This window comes from Roseivirga sp. (assembly GCF_965216855.1).
Taxonomy (GTDB): Bacteria; Bacteroidota; Bacteroidia; order Cytophagales; family Cyclobacteriaceae; genus Roseivirga.
In genome coordinates this window covers 4,618,104-4,634,549 of sequence record NZ_OZ244204.1, presented here as the reverse complement: position 1 = coordinate 4,634,549, position 16,446 = coordinate 4,618,104, and the positions used below count along the sequence as shown (strand labels likewise).

The following is a 16,446-nucleotide window of genomic DNA, read 5'->3' as shown; positions in this document are numbered from 1 at the left end:
CTATGAGCAGACTGGTTATTGTTACCTGTATTTTTCTTTGGCTAATCGCTCCTCTACACGCACAAAACTTTGAGGAGGAGACCATCTTTATAGAGTCAGCTGGTAACCGACTTGGAGGAGTTATCATGTTTCCGGAAGGCAAAAAAAAGAAGCTTCCTGCCGTACTCATCATTCAAGGTTCCGGCCCTACCGATAAAGACGGTAACTCTGAAGCACTCACCGGTAAAAACAATTCCCTTAAGCTGTTGGCAGAAACGCTCGCCAAGAACGGTATAGCCTCTCTCCGCTTCGACAAAAGAGGCATCGGCCTGAGTAAAGAATCAGCCATGTCTGAAAGCGAACTTACATTCGATGACTTTGTCACCGATGCCCAGGCCTGGCTAGAGTACATGAAGAGCGACAAAAGATTCAAGAAGATCGGAATTGCCGGACACTCGCAGGGCTCTCTGATCGGCATGAGGCTGTCTCAGGATAGTCCTGTCAAAGCTTTCGCTTCTATAGCCGGTCCTTCTCTGAGCATAGATGAAACCATCATTGCACAAATCAAAGCCAACCCATTCAATCCTGCTAATGTGGTAAAAGAGGCCAGAGAAATCTTCGGTAAACTTCGTCAGGGAGAAACCGTTGAAAAGGTCCCACCCTACTTAATGAGCATCTTCCGACCTAGTATTCAACCCTTTATGATGTCATGGATGAAATATGATCCTTTGCTGGAAATTGAGAAGCTCGATATTCCTATCCTTGTCATTACCGGAAGCACAGATCTTCAGGTAACGGTAGAAGATGCCCAAAGGCTACAGATATCTAATCCCAAGGCAGAATTAAAAGTCATTGATGGAATGAATCACATCCTCAAGAATTCTTCGGCAGAAGCTAATGAAAATGTAGCTTCCTACTCCAACCCCAACCTTCCCCTGAATACAGAATTTGAAAAGGCTATTACCGACTTCTTCAAAAACACGCTGAAATAAATTATCATATCATTAAATGATACGCAAGCCTGTAATATTCAGGCGCTTTGACTAAACTTTTACCGTAACGAATGATTAAATTTCCATAGTAACATTATTCAATAAGATTTCCCATGAAGCGGATTGTCTGTCTTTTTCTGATTCTCATCACTCATACCGGCCTTTACGGGCAATCCATTAGCGGAAAGGTAATTAATGAGGAAACAGGACAGGGTATTTATGGGGTCAGCATCTATTATAAAGGTACTTCTCTGGGAACAGTCTCTACACCTGATGGCAGTTTCGATCTCCGGTTATTACCAGGCGATTTCACAGAAATCATCTTTGCCAAAGTGGGTTTTGAAATGAGAACCATTCAGGCGAAGGAAATTAGTGGTATTGAAGTGACTCTAAAGCCTCTTGCCGGTACATCAGATGTGATTGAAGCCAAGAAGAGAGACCGCAAATGGAACAGACTCTTCAAGCAATTTGAAAAGGCCATTATTGGGGAGACGGCCATTGCCGATCAAATCGAAATTCTTAATCCCCAGGTGGTAGAATTAAACAAAGGTAAAAGTGGAGAAATCATTGCCCTCGTCACCGAACCACTCCAGATTCAAAACAACGCTACGGGTTACCTGCTCTATTTTCTATTCTCTGATCAGGTAAGTATTGAAGGTCAAAACGCCCAATACAATGGTATACCCTATTTTGTTGAGTTGGAGACCGATGATCCTGAAGAAAGGGAGCAATGGGAGGCCAATCGCTTAAAGACCTACGAAGGCTCTCTTCAGCATTTTATCTACGCCCTCAGTACCAATAGTCTTGAAGAAAATGGTTTTGAAGCCTATAAGGCCAGAAGAGATGAAAGATCTGGTAAGTTTCAGGAGGCAGGTACTATTGTTCCTCAGGAAGTACTTAAGGATGGTTACCTCACCATTACGGATTACCTAAAAGTGAAATACATTAACGAGAAGCCTGAAAATGCTTTTATCAATGCCTTTAGCCGTACTACCACCATTGGCTCACGTAGTCGGAATGGTACTAAGACCGGTGAGATGCTTATTGAAGACATTCCAGACAGAGACGGGCAGGTTTCATACCTCTTTAGTAGAAAAAGCAGGGTGAAAGTTGATGCCAATGGCATAGTAACCGAACCCGAGTACTTACTTGAATATGGCTATTGGAGTTGGGAAAGACTGGCTGAACTGATGCCACTCAATTATCATCTGCAGTACATTAGAAAAGGCTCTGACCAATAGTCACCAGAATTTCACACCCTTCTCCTCTTCTATTGCTTCGTGTAAGCCATGTCCTTTATATTCAATCAAATTTATAATTTAGGACTATGAGTCAAATCACCCGGGAACAAGCAAGAAAACTATTAGAAAACTGGACCAAGACCGACAGTCTGCTTCGCCATGCCCGAAGCGTAGAGCTGGTAATGGAAGCCTATGGCAGACACTTTGGGGAAGATGCCGAAGAATGGGCCATTACAGGCATGTTACACGATGCTGATTACGAGGCTTTCCCGGAAGAACACCCGCATAAGATTGTGGCACTTTTAAAGGATCAGGGTGAGGAAAAGATTGCTCATGCTATCTCTGCTCATTACACCAAATGGGGCGTTAGTTATGAAACACTACTAGATAAGGCCCTGTTGGCTTCTGATGAACTTACCGGATTTATTATTGCCTGTTGCCAGGTAAGACCCGAAGGTATTAATGGCCTCACTCCTAAATCAGTAAAGAAGAAGTTGAAACAAAAGAGCTTTGCCGCTAAAGTAGAGCGCGATGAAATTGAGGCCGGAGTTCAGCAACTAGGAGTTGAACTTGACGAACATATTCAATTTATAATCAATGTGTTAGAAGAAAACAGAGAAGAACTGGGTATTGGTTAAGCCTTTCTATAGCAAGTCAATGCCGTGTATACGGGAATCCTTCAGTTTTATATAATCAATTAGAGATTCCCATGTAGGCGGGAACGACAATGAAGAATGAAAAAACTTGTAGTACTTACCGGAGCAGGAATCAGCGCGGAAAGCGGGCTTAAGACCTTTCGCGATTCGGATGGATTATGGGAAGGCCATGATGTAACTGAAGTAGCGACACCTGAGGCCTGGTCGAGAAATCCGGAGCTTGTTCAGCAGTTTTACAATGAAAGACGCAGGCAGGCACAAACAGTAAAGCCCAATGCAGCCCATGAGATTCTGGCAGAATTCGAGGATCATTTCAAAGTAACTGTGATCACCCAAAATGTAGACAACCTTCATGAAAGAGCAGGTTCCAGTCATGTAGTTCATCTCCATGGCCAGTTATTCCAATCCAGAAGCTCCATCGATGAGGGCCTTATTTACGAAATGGATCATTGGGAGTTGAAAATGGGTGATCTGTGTGAGAAAGGTAGTCAGCTCAGGCCCAATATTGTCTGGTTTGGAGAAGCAGTTCCTATGATGGAGCCTGCCATTAACATAACTATGCAGGCAGACATCTTTCTTGTTGTGGGCACTTCTTTACAGGTTTATCCGGCTGCCAGCCTCGTTCAGTACACCCAAACTTCATGTCCCATCTACCTGGTAGACCCTAAAAAGCCGGGTGGACATTTTGGCCGGGATATGAACTATATCGAAGCTAAAGCGACCGATGGTATGCGTCAACTCAAGGAGATTTTACTCAAAAAGTAATTTTTTCTAGGAGATTTTAAGATTTTGCCATTGATTTGCAGGCATCATGATTTTATGAGAAATACGTTCACTCCATACGCCAAGGCTGCATCGGTTCTGAACCTGGGATAACCCCTATCCCGGTCAAGTATATCTATTTTTTAAAATCTCATAATACTCAACAATGACATCTTATTCTAAAAATAAATACAAGAGGTATTTTCAATATCTAATAGACGCTATCCGTGGTAAAGAAGAAGACTTTACTACCGGAAGCATCCGGAAGGCCATATTCATGCTTTCCATTCCCATGATTTTTGAAATGTTAATGGAATCGGCCTTTGCTTTGGTAGATATCATTTTCGTTTCAAGGGTCTCTGTCAATGCAGTCGCGACAGTTGGACTCACAGAATCTGTAATTACCCTGCTTTATGCCCTGGCGATTGGTCTAAGTATGGCAGCTACTGCAGTTGTAGCCAGAAGAACTGGTGCCAAAGACAAAAAAGGTGCTAAAGAAGCCGCTGTTCAAGCCATCATTCTTGGGGTGATAATTTCGATTGTCATCGGTGCTATAGGCATCATCTACCCTCGGGAAATTCTCGAGCTTATGGGTGGAGAATCTTCATTGATTGCTGAAGGTTATGGCTATACCCGGATTCTGATCGGTGGTAATATTACCATCATGCTCCTGTTCCTTATCAATGCCATATTCAGAGGTGCTGGTGATGCTTCTATCGCCATGTGGGCACTGGTACTATCCAATGGCCTGAACATTATTCTGGATCCGATCTTCATTTTTGGATGGGGACCTGTCCCGGCCTATGGTGTTGAAGGAGCAGCCATTGCAACCACTATTGGCCGTGGTACGGCAGTTTTTGCACAGTTCATGGTGTTGTTCTTTGGTTGGAGTCGTATCAAACTGACACTGAAGGATTTTGTCTGGAGAGCTCAAGTAATGCTCAATCTGATAAAAATCTCTCTGGGGGGTATCGGGCAATTCCTGATTGGAACATCCAGCTGGGTATTCCTGATGCGCATTATGTCAGAGTTTGGTAGCGATGTATTGGCTGGCTATACCATCTCCATCAGGGTAATGATGTTTACCTTAATGCCTTCCTGGGGAATGAGTAATGCGGCCGCTACACTGGTAGGCCAAAACCTGGGAGCCCAACAACCAGACCGGGCAGAAACATCAGTCTGGAAGACCAGCCGGTACAATGCCATATTTATGGTGCTTGTTTCGTTGATCTACCTATTTCTTGCAGAAGAAATCATAGGACTGTTGAGTGATGTGGAAGATGTGGTGGAATACGGTGCCCTAAGTTTACAGGTAATCGCTTCAGGATACTTGTTCTATGCTTACGGTATGGTGATTACTCAGGCCTTTAATGGCTCTGGTGATACCAAAACACCAACGATTATCAACTTTTTCTGCTTCTGGTTATTTCAGATCCCTGTTGCCTATCTGGCTGCCCTGTACTTTGAAATGGGACCAGTTGGTGTCTACGGAGCCATCACCTCATCAGAAATTCTGATTGCGGTGGTTTCTGTAATACTCTTTAAGAAAGGAAAATGGAAAACGACTGAAGTCTAACTAACTGAATGCTTCACCGGTCGGACGACAACTAGTGGTTCGACCGGTTGAGCATTCACAGTTAATATATTATCTCCCCTACTTACACCTCCCTTCCATTTGGGAGATCAAGCCGACCTCAAATATCAGTGCCTTGAGAATGGTGTGTTAAGCGAAGGTATTATTAAGCGCGAAATACCTCGTCTACTGTCTTCGGCTGGCCGGGGCACCCAAAGGCTGAAAACGGTTACCTGGACTCTTCCTTTCATTTCAGCAAAAACCAATTATTATTCATAATTTGTTTGACTCTCTTTTTGATCAAACATGGAATCGCGAAGAACCTTTTTAAAGAAAACAGCTATGGCCAGTGCCGCAATTAGCTTTTTACCGAAAGTCCCTAAAAACTCTGGCCCTGATGAACCTCTATTCTCACTGGCTCAGTGGTCATTACATAAGGCACTACAATCCGGAAAAATGGCGGCTACGGACTTTCCTATGGTGACCAAAAAAGAGTTCGGCATCCATGCTTGTGAATATGTGAACCAGTTTTATGCAGACCAGAAAACCAATGCTGCTTTCTGGTCAGAAATGTTGAATCAAACTCAAAATGAAGGCATCAAAAATCTGCTGATCATGGTAGATGCTGAAGGCGAACTCGGCAATGCCAATGTGGCTGAAAGAAAGAAGGCCGTCCAAAATCATCATATCTGGGTAGATATTGCCGCCAAATTAGGATGTCATTCTATTCGAGTTAATGCTTTTGGTGTGCAGGAAAAAGCTCAATTAAAAGCAGCCTTGGTCGATGGTTTGGGTAGTCTCTGCGAATACAGTCAACAGGCAAAAATCAATGTGCTGATAGAGAATCACGGGCTTTTAAGCTCTCAGGCGGATTTTATAGTAGAGGTCATCAAGGAGGTCAATAATCCATATATGGGTACCCTGCCTGATTTTGGTAACTGGTGCACTTCTGAGCTATGGGGTTCTACTATGGGCGATGGCTGTCAGTCCGTTTACAATCATGTGGAGGGAGTGAAAAAATTTCTTCCTTATGCCAAAGGAGTCAGTGCTAAAACATATGACTTCGATGCCAACGGTAATCAGCCTAAACTCGACTACAAATCTATGCTAAAAGAGGTAAAGGATGCCGGTTATATCGGTCATATAGGTATAGAATATGAAGGCGAGAACCTTGGTGAAACTGAAGGTATTAAAGCCAGTAAAAAACTGATCGAAAGAATTTGGTCAGAACTTTAGTGAGCCGCATTTTTTCATTATCCAATCACCTATCTTTGCGGCCAAATTCCCATTGATGATTTCTGTTGATGCCGTAGGTGTTGAATATAGTGGCCACACCCTGTTTAATAATGTTACTTTCAATATCAATGATAATGACCGTATTGCCCTCATGGGCAAAAACGGAGCGGGTAAGTCTACCTTGCTGAAAATTGTTGCTGGTCAGAATAATCCCACTCACGGCAGAATCTCCGTTCCCAAAGATGCCGTAGTAGCCTACCTGCCACAGCACCTGTTAACAGAAGATGATTGTTCGGTCTTTGAAGAAGCGTCCAAAGCCTTTGCTAAAATTCAGGGCATGAAAACCAGGATTGATGAGCTCAATCATCAACTCGAAACCCGGACTGATTATGAGTCAGAAGCTTACAGCCAGATTATTGAAGAAGTATCCGAACTCAGTGAAAAATACTACAGCATCGAAGACATCAACTACGATGCTGAGGTAGAAAAGACACTTATAGGCCTCGGTTTCCAGCGTTCCGATTTGCAAAAACCGACTAATGAGTTCAGTGGTGGATGGAGAATGCGTATAGAGCTGGCTAAGATCCTTCTTCAGAAGCCAGACCTGATTTTACTTGATGAGCCTACAAACCACCTCGATATCGAATCGGTTCAATGGTTGGAAGATTTTCTGAAAACCAGTGCCAAAGCCGTAATGGTGATCAGCCACGACAAAACCTTTGTTGATAATCTCACCAATAGAACCATTGAGATTACCCGTGGTAAGGTGTACGACTATAAAACCAATTATTCACACTATCTGGAACTGAGAAAAGAAAGGCGTGAACAACAGCAGAAGCAATTTGATGACCAGGCTAAGGAAATCGCGGAAATTAAAGAGTTTATTGAGCGTTTCAAGGGCACCTATTCCAAGACTCTGCAAGTACAATCCAGGGTTAAAATGCTGGAGAAAATGAAGATTGTTGAAGTGGATGAGGTCGATACTTCTGCTTTAAATATCAAGTTCCCTCCTGCTCCTCGTTCAGGAAATTATCCGGTCATTGTCGATAATCTGGGAAAGAGCTACGGAGACCATGTTGTTTTCAAAGGCGCTTCCTTTACCGTAGCGAGAGGCGAGAAAATAGCCCTGGTAGGAAAAAATGGTCAGGGTAAATCTACTTTCGTAAAAGCTGTAATGGGCGAAATTGATTTTGAAGGAACCCTGCAGGTGGGCCATAATGCCATGATCGGATACTTTGCCCAGAATCAGGCCTCCCTCCTTGACGAGAACCTTACCGTCTTTCAAACTATCGATGAAATTGCTCAGGGCGATGTAAGGACAAAAATCAAGGACCTCCTGGGAGCATTTATGTTCTCAGGTGATGCCATAGACAAGAAAGTAAAAGTACTTTCCGGAGGAGAAAAAACACGTCTCGCCATGGTGAAGCTGCTCCTTCAACCAGTGAACCTATTGATTCTTGATGAGCCTACCAACCACCTGGATATCCGCTCCAAAGACATTCTGAAAGATGCCCTGAAGGCTTTTGACGGAACTTTAATACTGGTTTCTCACGACCGTGATTTCCTGGATGGACTAGCTTCTAAAGTACTGGAATTCGGCAATCAAAGAATTAAGGAGCATTTGGAAGATATCAACGGATTCCTTCGCAACAAGAAAATGGAGAACCTTCGCGAGATTGAGCGCAAAGTGTAATCCCGATTAAAAATCCTCTGCCACAAGAATATGCCGCTTCTACGAAGCTAAGTAAACTCATTGAACTTAGAGTTTATAACATCTAGCTCCTATGGAGCCGTTTATGCCGTTCAGTCAAATAGGCCACAGCGTGGCTTAATATCATAATAGGTATCACTAAGTGCTTCTAAACTTCGTAGAAACGATATCTATTTCTTGTCTCCTTGCTATGGTTGTTTGCATCATAATCATGTCGCTTCTACGAAGCTTTAGGCTTATGGCATTGGGCCTAACCATTTAGCGACAATGATAAAGGTATGTGTACGGGCCACAGCATGGCCCAATGTCACAACAAATATCACTTTAAGAGCTGCTAAGCTTCATAGGAGCGACACAAGAACATTATGACATTAGGCCTAACCATTTGAGCGGCAACGATAAAGGTACATGTACAGGACACAGAGTGGCCAAATGTCATAACAAATATCACTTTAAGAGCTGCTAAGCTTCATAGAAGCGACCTAAGAATATTATGACATTAGGCCTAACCATTTGAGCGGCAACGATAAAGGTAAATGTACAGGCCACAGAGTGGCCAAATGCCATAACAAGTATCACTTTAAGTGCTTATAAGCTTCATAGAAGCGACATAAGAATATTATGACATTAGGCCTAACCATTTGAGCGGCAACGATAAAGGTACATGTACAGGACACAGAGTGACCAAATGTCATAACAAGTATCACTTTAAGTGCTTATAAGCTTCATAGAAGCGACATAAGAATATTATGACATTAGGCCTAACCATTTGAGCGGCAACGATAAAGGTACGTGTCAGGCCACAGAGTGGCCAAATGTCATAACAAATATCACTTTAAGAGCTTCTAAGCTTCATAGAAGCGACACAAGAACATTATGACATTAGGCCTAACCATTTGAGCGGCAACGATAAAGGTACGTGTCAGGCCACAGAGTGGCCGAATGTCATAACAAATATCACTTTAAGAGCTGCTAAGCTTCATAGAAGCGACACAAGAACATTATGACATTAGGCCTAACCATTTGAGCGGCAACGATAAAGGTACATGTACAGGCCACAGAGTGGCCGAATGTCATAACAAGTATCACTTTAAGTGCTTATAAGCTTCATAGAAGCGAAATGTACATCTAAATCATCTCTGTATATTGATTATTGTGTTAAGTCAAGATAGATGATCAGCCCTACTGCTCATCACATATTGCTCCCCTATCTGATTCAGGTTGCTTACATTCAGTATTAAATAATTCCGCCATGCTAAAAAAGTCTCTTGTATTCTGCCTAACCATCATCGTTATCATTTCTGGGTTCAGCCAGGCTAAAGCCCAAACTGTTCTGGAAGACAGCGTCATGAACGGCAACAACTTTCAGAAAGCCGCTTTCCGCTTATGGATCGGTTCGGAAACCGAATCGGTGACCGGTGTTATCGTTCTGGTACCGGGTTCCAATGGTAATGGCAGAACTATGGTTGAAAAGCCCGAATGGCAGGCATTGGCGAATAAATACAATATGGCTTTGCTGGCTGCCCATATCACCGATCAGCGCAGTGAGAACATGGCTATTGAACGTTATGTGAATGTAAGCCAAGAGAGTGGCCAGGCCATGTTAGATATACTGGACAGACTTGCAGACAAAAGCGGACATCCTGAGATAAAGAAAGCTCCTTTGGCCTTCTGGGGCATGTCTGCCGGAGGTCAGTTTAATTATGAGTTTGCTTGTTGGAAGCCGGAACGTGTCATCTCTTTTATTGTCAACAAAGGAGGTGTTTATTATACCGCATTGGCCTCTAAAGCTACCCGACAGGTACCGGGAGTATTTCTCACCGGAGAAATAGACAATCCTTACCGCAATGAAATTGTTGAAGGAATTTATGCGGTCAACAGACGTTTTGGTGCTAAATGGATGTTTGCCGAGGAGCCTGGACAGGGTCATGAGTTTGCCAAATCAGAGGCCTTTGCTTTGAAATACTTCGACCTGATTATTCCCATAAGAATGCAGGAGTCTGGCCTCACCCCTTTACCTTCTTCCGGTTATCTCGCCTCAATAGAAAATCATGATATCATTGAAGACAGCACCCGCCCACGACCTAGAGGAGTTACTTCCTGGTTTCCCAACCGGCAGATTGCCGAGTTGTGGTTGACACTGTTTGATCAAAATGAGTGAATTTGATTTTCTTACCTTAGCTCATAACAAAACCGAAAGTTCTTCATATTGTGTATGAAGATTAAAATAAGTTACCGGAATTGTAATGATCAGCACTTTGTCTCAACCTACTAACAAAGTGCACTAGGTTTGAACAAAAAACGACAAGCAGAAAAAGAGTTCCTGGCAAAAGTCATGGAATCACAAGGCATACTCCACAAGGTCTGCCGCATTTATTGTGATAACGAAGAACATCGGAAAGACCTTTTTCAGGAAATACTCATCAATCTTTGGAAGTCCTACAAGTCTTTTAGGGCCGATTCAAAATTCTCGACATGGATGTACAGGGTAGCATTAAATGTTGCCATTCAAGACCTGCGGAAGGTGAAGAAACGCAAGCTTTTATTCTTTGAGTCATTCGAGTTTCGGGAACACATAGAAGAACCAGGCTATTCTGAGCTCGAAAACGAAAGATTCCGACAAATGTATCAGGCCATCAGTGGCTTAAACAAGCTAGATAAGGCAATTGTATTGCTCTATCTTGAAGGAAACAGCAATGAAGAAATAGCAGATTTAGTGGGGATTACCACCAACTATGTACGTGTTAAAATGACACGCATTAAAGAAAAATTGAGCAAAAAAATTAAGGAGAAATAACATGGAGCTATTAGAGTTAAAGGCCACCTGGCAACTGTTTGATCATGAGGTAATTCAGAAAGACTTTGTTAACGAGAAAACGGTTAATCAAAGTATCCGTCAAAAATCAAAAACAGAAGTCAATCATATTAAAAAAGGCATGTATTATAAATTTGCCATGGGAGGAACAGCTTCTTCCGTTGGCTTTGTTATGATCATGCTGACCCTATCGGACATATCTTTTAATCCTCTGGAAAAATTTTTCAACCCTACTGAGAGTCTTGTCTTCTTCGCCATGCTCACATTATCACTTTGGATTATGCTCTTTTTCAATTTGAAGGCTTTCCGTCAAATTCAGAAACTGGAAAAAGCCCCCGAAAATCTCAAGAAAGGCTTAGAAGGAATTGTCAGTAGTATGCGCTCAGCCATGACCTTCAATATTTACAGTGAAGCACTTCTTTCTCCCATCTTCATGACATGGTTATATTATGCTTTTGCTTTCAAAAACCACGATCTGGCCTACGACATAAGAACTTTGATTTTATTACTTCTGCCCATAGCCTCTGGTGTTTTCGGTTACTGTTTTCAACGGTATATGCAGGGTTTGAAGTTCGGTCAATACGTACAGAAGCTGGAAGCCTATTTAAAGGAATTCAAAGAAAATTCTTAAAAAGTGTAATGCTCCAGGGTCATTTGCAACTCACTGAATAAACAAGCATTCAGATGCAAAGAGAGCCCTTTTTAAGAACAATAAAGATCATAAGCATTGTAATTATGCTTTTTGCCTTTGTGGTGTTACCGGAAAGTCTGCCCTGGTATTACGAATTACTCGTTTTCAACCTGGGTTTATGGTCCTGGTTGATAACCTCTCGAATCCTTAAAAAGGGAATCCAGGCAGAAAGTCAATCAACTTCAAATCTAAATGAGTTATGAAAAATACAGATAGAAATAAATGGTTAACGACAGGCATTATTGGCTATAAAGGAGTATTTCTGACTACCATTTACCTTCTTTTTACAATCAGTTTCAGTTTAAAGGCACAAGACTATTCTGATCAGTTGAGCGCCATGGAGAAAAGCTTTGCGGAAAAAGACACAGCTTACATCAATCAGCACCTGAGCAAAACTCTGCAGTTCAAGCCGATTCCAGTAGCCAATACTCCTGCTATACTAAACAACATTTTTACAAGGCTTCCATTTATAGGCATGAAAGTACTGGGTACTGAAAACGGCCTGGCAAATATTCAGTACGAATTTCAAGGGATGGGCACTATGGAGTCAGCTGTGCACTTTAATGACTCCGGTAAAATTGAGCGAATTGAACTAATTGAAAATCTTATCAAGCTGGAAATGGAGCAACAAAGGCAGCTCAGGGAAAGTGTTCAGGTGCCGGGTAGCAACGATGTGGTGATGAAATTTCAGCCTAAAGCTGTTTCTTTCCAGGCCAAGGATGGATTGAAAATAAGTGGCAATCTATATGAAATTGATCCATCGGCTCCTGTCATTCTGCTGTGTCATCAAGCCGGCTATAACAAGGCCGAATACCTTGATATTGCACCCAGATTAAATGAATTAGGCTATAACTGCCTGGCAATTGATCAGCGATCAGGTGGTCCATTTGCTAACCAGGCTAACGAAACAGCCACTTTGGCTCAATCCGAAGGTAAAACACCGACTATGTTAGATGCCCGACAGGATATTACTGCTGCAATTAACTATCTTTCAGGTAGATACGATCAGAAGGTTATTGTTTGGGGAAGCTCGTATTCATCTAGTTTGGCTCTGATGGAATTAAATAACAGCCAAGTAAAAGCGGTGATAGCTTTTAGTCCGGGAAATTACTTTGGCGAAGAAGCTCAACCATTGCAAGAGGTATTGAAGGATACTCAAAAGCCTTACCTCGTGACCTCTTCCAAAACCGAGTCAGAAGCTGTAAGTGAACTATTGAAGCCTGACAAAATGAATTCACTGCAAATGCAGTTTATTCCTGAATCTGATGGCTTTCATGGTTCAAGAGCTGTTTGGATAGGACAAAAAGGAGCGGAAGAATACTGGAATGCTTTAAAAGACTTTCTGAAAAAGCTTCAATAGCTTTTGCGACTAGCTTGAAAACTAGAGAAATGAAAATTCATATGGCTTAATCACTAAAACAAATTGACCATTGAAAAAAAGTACAATTGGATTGACAATTTTGGTATTTGCAGTATGTCTAAGTGCTTGCAAAACAGAGAATTTGAACCGTAAAGCCGATGATTCTTCAACTGAGAAAATATCGTATTTCAGCCAGAAGCCACCGGGCTTAGTACCGGAAGTCTTTGCTCCGGGTGAGGTATCTATCGATGGAAGGTACGAAAGCACCATTTCGTTTTCACCAGACTTTAAAGAGCTATATTTTGATGCTAATTATGAAGACGAGCCATCCCAAATCTACTTCTCCAGGCTCATAGATGGCACCTGGACTCCTATTAAAAAAATCAACCTTACCAAAGGAGAGAAAAAGGAAGAATTGCATCCTTTCGCGAGCCCGAATAGTGACCGGTTATATTTTACGGCATATGACTCATTTTTTTCAGATGAACGCATATGGTACGTTAACCGTCTGGAGAACGGATGGAGCGAAGCTCGTCAACTAAATTCCCCCGTCAATGATAAAATGGTCTTCTTCCCTAATCATTCAAAGAGCGATGGGTTATATTACTTCAACCTTTCAACATTTAAAACCTCTTATGCCTCGAAAAGAAATGGTGAATTCGTGGCCCCCCGACCAGTTGAGATTGAAATGGGTCATCATGCTTTTATCTCGCCAAACGATGACTATTTATTAGTGACCGCGAAGAATGAGCAAGAAGGCAGAAAGGACAATGATATTTATGTTTATTTCAAAAGGCAGGATGGAGCTTGGTCTAAGCCCATCAACCTCGGAACGACAATAAACTCCAATTTTTCAGAAAAAACACCAAGCATCAGTCCCGATGGTAAGTATTTGTTCTTTGGCAGGGACGAAAGAGATATTGAACCAGGGCTGGCAAATGTTTTTTGGGTTAGCACAGAGGTCATTCACAGGTTAAGACCGGATGATCAATAACCATTAAAACACATCTCCTATGCTTAAAAATTATATAAAAGTTGCCTTCAGAAATTTACTCAGACAACCTGGCTATACATCCCTCAACATTGTGGGGCTTACTGTGGGTATTGTCTCAAGTCTGATCATTCTACTTTACATCTTCCATGAAACTAGTTTTGACAAGCACCATTCTAAGGGAGCTCGAATCTATCGTCTTTCCACAGAATTTATAGAGCCCGACAAATCTTTCAAATGGGCAAATATGACAACAAGGGCTGCTTTTACGGTAAAAAACGAAAACCCGGAAGTAGTTCAAGCCACCCGATTGCAAGGACTCAACGTTCAAGGGCCAACACGCTTTAAAGTTGATCAAGTCGAATACTATCAAGGAAATATCTATGCCGCTGATTCCACGGTTTTCGATGTTTTTGACTATGACTTTATCATTGGTAACCCCCAGACAGCTTTAGACCAACCCAATTCAATTGTCATTAACCAGTCCATGGCCAAGAGAATGTTCAAAAATGAAAATCCGATTGGCCAAACCCTTCGAGGCGATTGGAATGACGGTGAGAAGCCCCTTCAAGTAACGGGGGTTTATAAAGATGTTCCAAGTTCTTCTCATTTGATAGCGGATGCGTTAATCTCCTGGACCACAGTCTTTCCCGATGGAGACCGGAGCTGGGGCCTATGGGGCGTGTTTTCCTACGTTTTAGTACAAGAAGGGGTTTCTCAAGAAGCCTTACAGGTCAAGCTCGATTCGACTTCTGCCAAATATTTGGATCCCATATTTGGTCCGATTAACATGAAGGTAAATATCTCTGCAGTTCCTCTGACAAGTATCCATTTAACCTCAGATTTTGAATTTGAACCAGAGCCAGTTGGCAGCCTTCAATATGTTCAGATTTTTACTGCCATAGCTATTTTTCTAATCCTCATTGCCAGTATCAACTATATGAATCTGGCCACCGCACGTTCTGTTAAGCGGTCTATGGAAGTCGGCTTAAGAAAGGTCATGGGAGCGCAAAGAAGCAGCCTGATATGGCAGTTTTTAACTGAATCCGTTCTGGTTACCCTCATTTCTCTTATTCTAAGCCTCATTGTTATCATAGTAGCGGTTCCAGGTATCAACAACATAGTAGACACGAACCTGACTATTACAGATTTATTACACACTCATGTAATCTTCGCAGTCATCGGTATTGTATTGGTCACAGGGTTTGTTGGTGGATGCTACCCTGCTTTCTTCTTGTCTGCTTTTCAGCCAGCCATAGTACTCAAAGGCCTGGGAGTCAAATCTGGAGGCAGGCTATTAAGAAAGGTTTTGGTGACAATACAGTTCTCCATTTCCATCTTTATGCTCATTGGCACATTGGTTATTCACAATCAAATGCAATTTGTCAGAAATAAAGACTTAGGGTTTGATAAAGAGCACTTGATGCTCATCCGTTTCAGAAGCAGTGAAGATAGGGCGAAATGGAATATCCTGAGAAATGAACTGGTTCAGCACCCCGGTATAAATGGTGCAGCATCATCCAGCTCAACTCCGGGTGATGGTTATCCGACTAACGCATTGCTAATAGAAACTGAGGATGGAGCGATGGAAAATAGAAGCATATTCAATTATAGCGTTGATTATGACTACTTTTCTACCCTTGGTGTTGACATAGTTGAAGGTAGAAATTTTTCTTTGGACTATGCCACCGATACTTCTCAAGCCGTCTTAGTAAATGAGGCGATGGTGCAAAGAATGAACTGGACCAATCCAATTGGCAAAAAGGTCCGACTCTCTCGAAATGATTCGGTTCCTCCGGCTCTGGTTATTGGCGTAGTGAAAGACTTTCATCAACAGTCGCTGTACGAGCCTATCACTCCATTGATGTTTCGTCCAAGTCTTTCCAATAATTTTGCCCTTGTCAGAATTACCGGAGAGGCCAAGGCCACTATCGATTTTATTGAAGCAATATGGGACAGTACCTTTCCAACTTCAGCATTTGAGTTTGGATTCATCGACCAACAGTTCATGGAACACTATGAGGCCGACCAGATTCGCGGCAGGCTGTTTTTAGGCTTTTCTGGCATGACCATTCTGATCGCTTGTCTGGGATTGTTAGGTCTCGCTTCTTATACCTCAGAGCAGCGTGCTAAAGAGATCAGCATTAGAAAGGTACTTGGTGCCCGTACTCATGGCCTGGTAAACTTGCTCATTAAAGACTTTGTAATCCTCATTATCATAGCAGCCATACCTGCTTCCATTATGGGATATTTATTGATGATGGGTTGGCTTGAAAACTTCCAATTCCATATCACTCCGGGTTTCGGAATCTTTTCCACCGTACTGTTAGGAACTTTGATAGTAACCGTGCTTACCACAGGATTTCATGCCCATAAAGCCGCCACGGCCAATCCGGCACAGAAACTGAGAAGCGAATAAGAATTAACACAAGCTGATAA

General features: G+C 42.3%; 13 protein-coding genes. All 13 read left to right on the top strand.

Annotation, left to right across the window (positions count from 1 at the left end; genetic code table 11):
- The first annotated feature begins 2 nt into the window (after nt 1-2).
- The 13 genes from ACOOEY_RS20395 to ACOOEY_RS20335 all read left to right on the top strand — a co-directional run bounded on the left by ACOOEY_RS20395 (nt 3) and on the right by ACOOEY_RS20335 (nt 16,426).
- On the top strand, nt 3-971 hold the full coding sequence (locus tag ACOOEY_RS20395; protein ID WP_420386579.1) for an alpha/beta hydrolase family protein: 969 nt from the start codon (nt 3-5) through the stop codon (nt 969-971).
- Nucleotides 972-1,084: 113 nt separating this feature from the next.
- A complete protein-coding gene (locus tag ACOOEY_RS20390) occupies nt 1,085-2,212 on the top strand; it encodes a carboxypeptidase-like regulatory domain-containing protein (RefSeq protein ID WP_420386578.1) in 1,128 nt (375 codons plus the stop codon).
- A gap of 86 nt (nt 2,213-2,298) precedes the next feature.
- Nucleotides 2,299-2,850, top strand: coding sequence for an HD domain-containing protein (locus tag ACOOEY_RS20385; protein ID WP_420386577.1), 552 nt, complete (start codon nt 2,299-2,301; stop codon nt 2,848-2,850).
- Between the two features lie 96 nt (nt 2,851-2,946).
- Nucleotides 2,947-3,633: an SIR2 family NAD-dependent protein deacylase gene (locus ACOOEY_RS20380; RefSeq protein ID WP_420386576.1), complete on the top strand. Its 687-nt coding sequence runs from the start codon at nt 2,947-2,949 to the stop codon at nt 3,631-3,633.
- Between the two features lie 163 nt (nt 3,634-3,796).
- Entirely contained in the window at nt 3,797-5,206 is a 1,410-nt protein-coding gene (locus ACOOEY_RS20375; protein WP_420386575.1) for an MATE family efflux transporter, read from the top strand.
- Nucleotides 5,207-5,509: 303 nt separating this feature from the next.
- Nucleotides 5,510-6,439: a sugar phosphate isomerase/epimerase family protein gene (locus ACOOEY_RS20370; protein WP_420386574.1), complete on the top strand. Its 930-nt coding sequence runs from the start codon at nt 5,510-5,512 to the stop codon at nt 6,437-6,439.
- A 55-nt stretch (nt 6,440-6,494) separates the two neighbouring features.
- Nucleotides 6,495-8,132: an ABC-F family ATP-binding cassette domain-containing protein gene (locus ACOOEY_RS20365; protein ID WP_420386573.1), complete on the top strand. Its 1,638-nt coding sequence runs from the start codon at nt 6,495-6,497 to the stop codon at nt 8,130-8,132.
- A 1,270-nt stretch (nt 8,133-9,402) separates the two neighbouring features.
- Nucleotides 9,403-10,311, top strand: coding sequence for a hypothetical protein (locus ACOOEY_RS20360; protein ID WP_420386572.1), 909 nt, complete (start codon nt 9,403-9,405; stop codon nt 10,309-10,311).
- Nucleotides 10,312-10,440: 129 nt separating this feature from the next.
- Nucleotides 10,441-10,947: an RNA polymerase sigma factor gene (locus ACOOEY_RS20355; RefSeq protein WP_420386571.1), complete on the top strand. Its 507-nt coding sequence runs from the start codon at nt 10,441-10,443 to the stop codon at nt 10,945-10,947.
- A 1-nt stretch (nt 10,948) separates the two neighbouring features.
- On the top strand, nt 10,949-11,596 hold the full coding sequence (locus tag ACOOEY_RS20350; RefSeq protein WP_420386570.1) for a hypothetical protein: 648 nt from the start codon (nt 10,949-10,951) through the stop codon (nt 11,594-11,596).
- Nucleotides 11,597-11,855: 259 nt separating this feature from the next.
- Nucleotides 11,856-13,016 carry an alpha/beta hydrolase gene (locus ACOOEY_RS20345; RefSeq protein WP_420386569.1) on the top strand — a complete coding sequence of 387 codons (1,161 nt, stop codon included), beginning with the start codon at nt 11,856-11,858 and terminating at the stop codon, nt 13,014-13,016.
- 142 nt (nt 13,017-13,158) lie between these two features.
- Nucleotides 13,159-14,010 (top strand): TolB family protein, encoded by an 852-nt coding sequence (locus ACOOEY_RS20340; RefSeq protein ID WP_420386568.1) that lies wholly within the window; start codon nt 13,159-13,161, stop codon nt 14,008-14,010.
- 19 nt (nt 14,011-14,029) lie between these two features.
- Nucleotides 14,030-16,426 (top strand): ABC transporter permease, encoded by a 2,397-nt coding sequence (locus ACOOEY_RS20335; RefSeq protein WP_420386567.1) that lies wholly within the window; start codon nt 14,030-14,032, stop codon nt 16,424-16,426.
- Nucleotides 16,427-16,446: the final 20 nt, after the last annotated feature.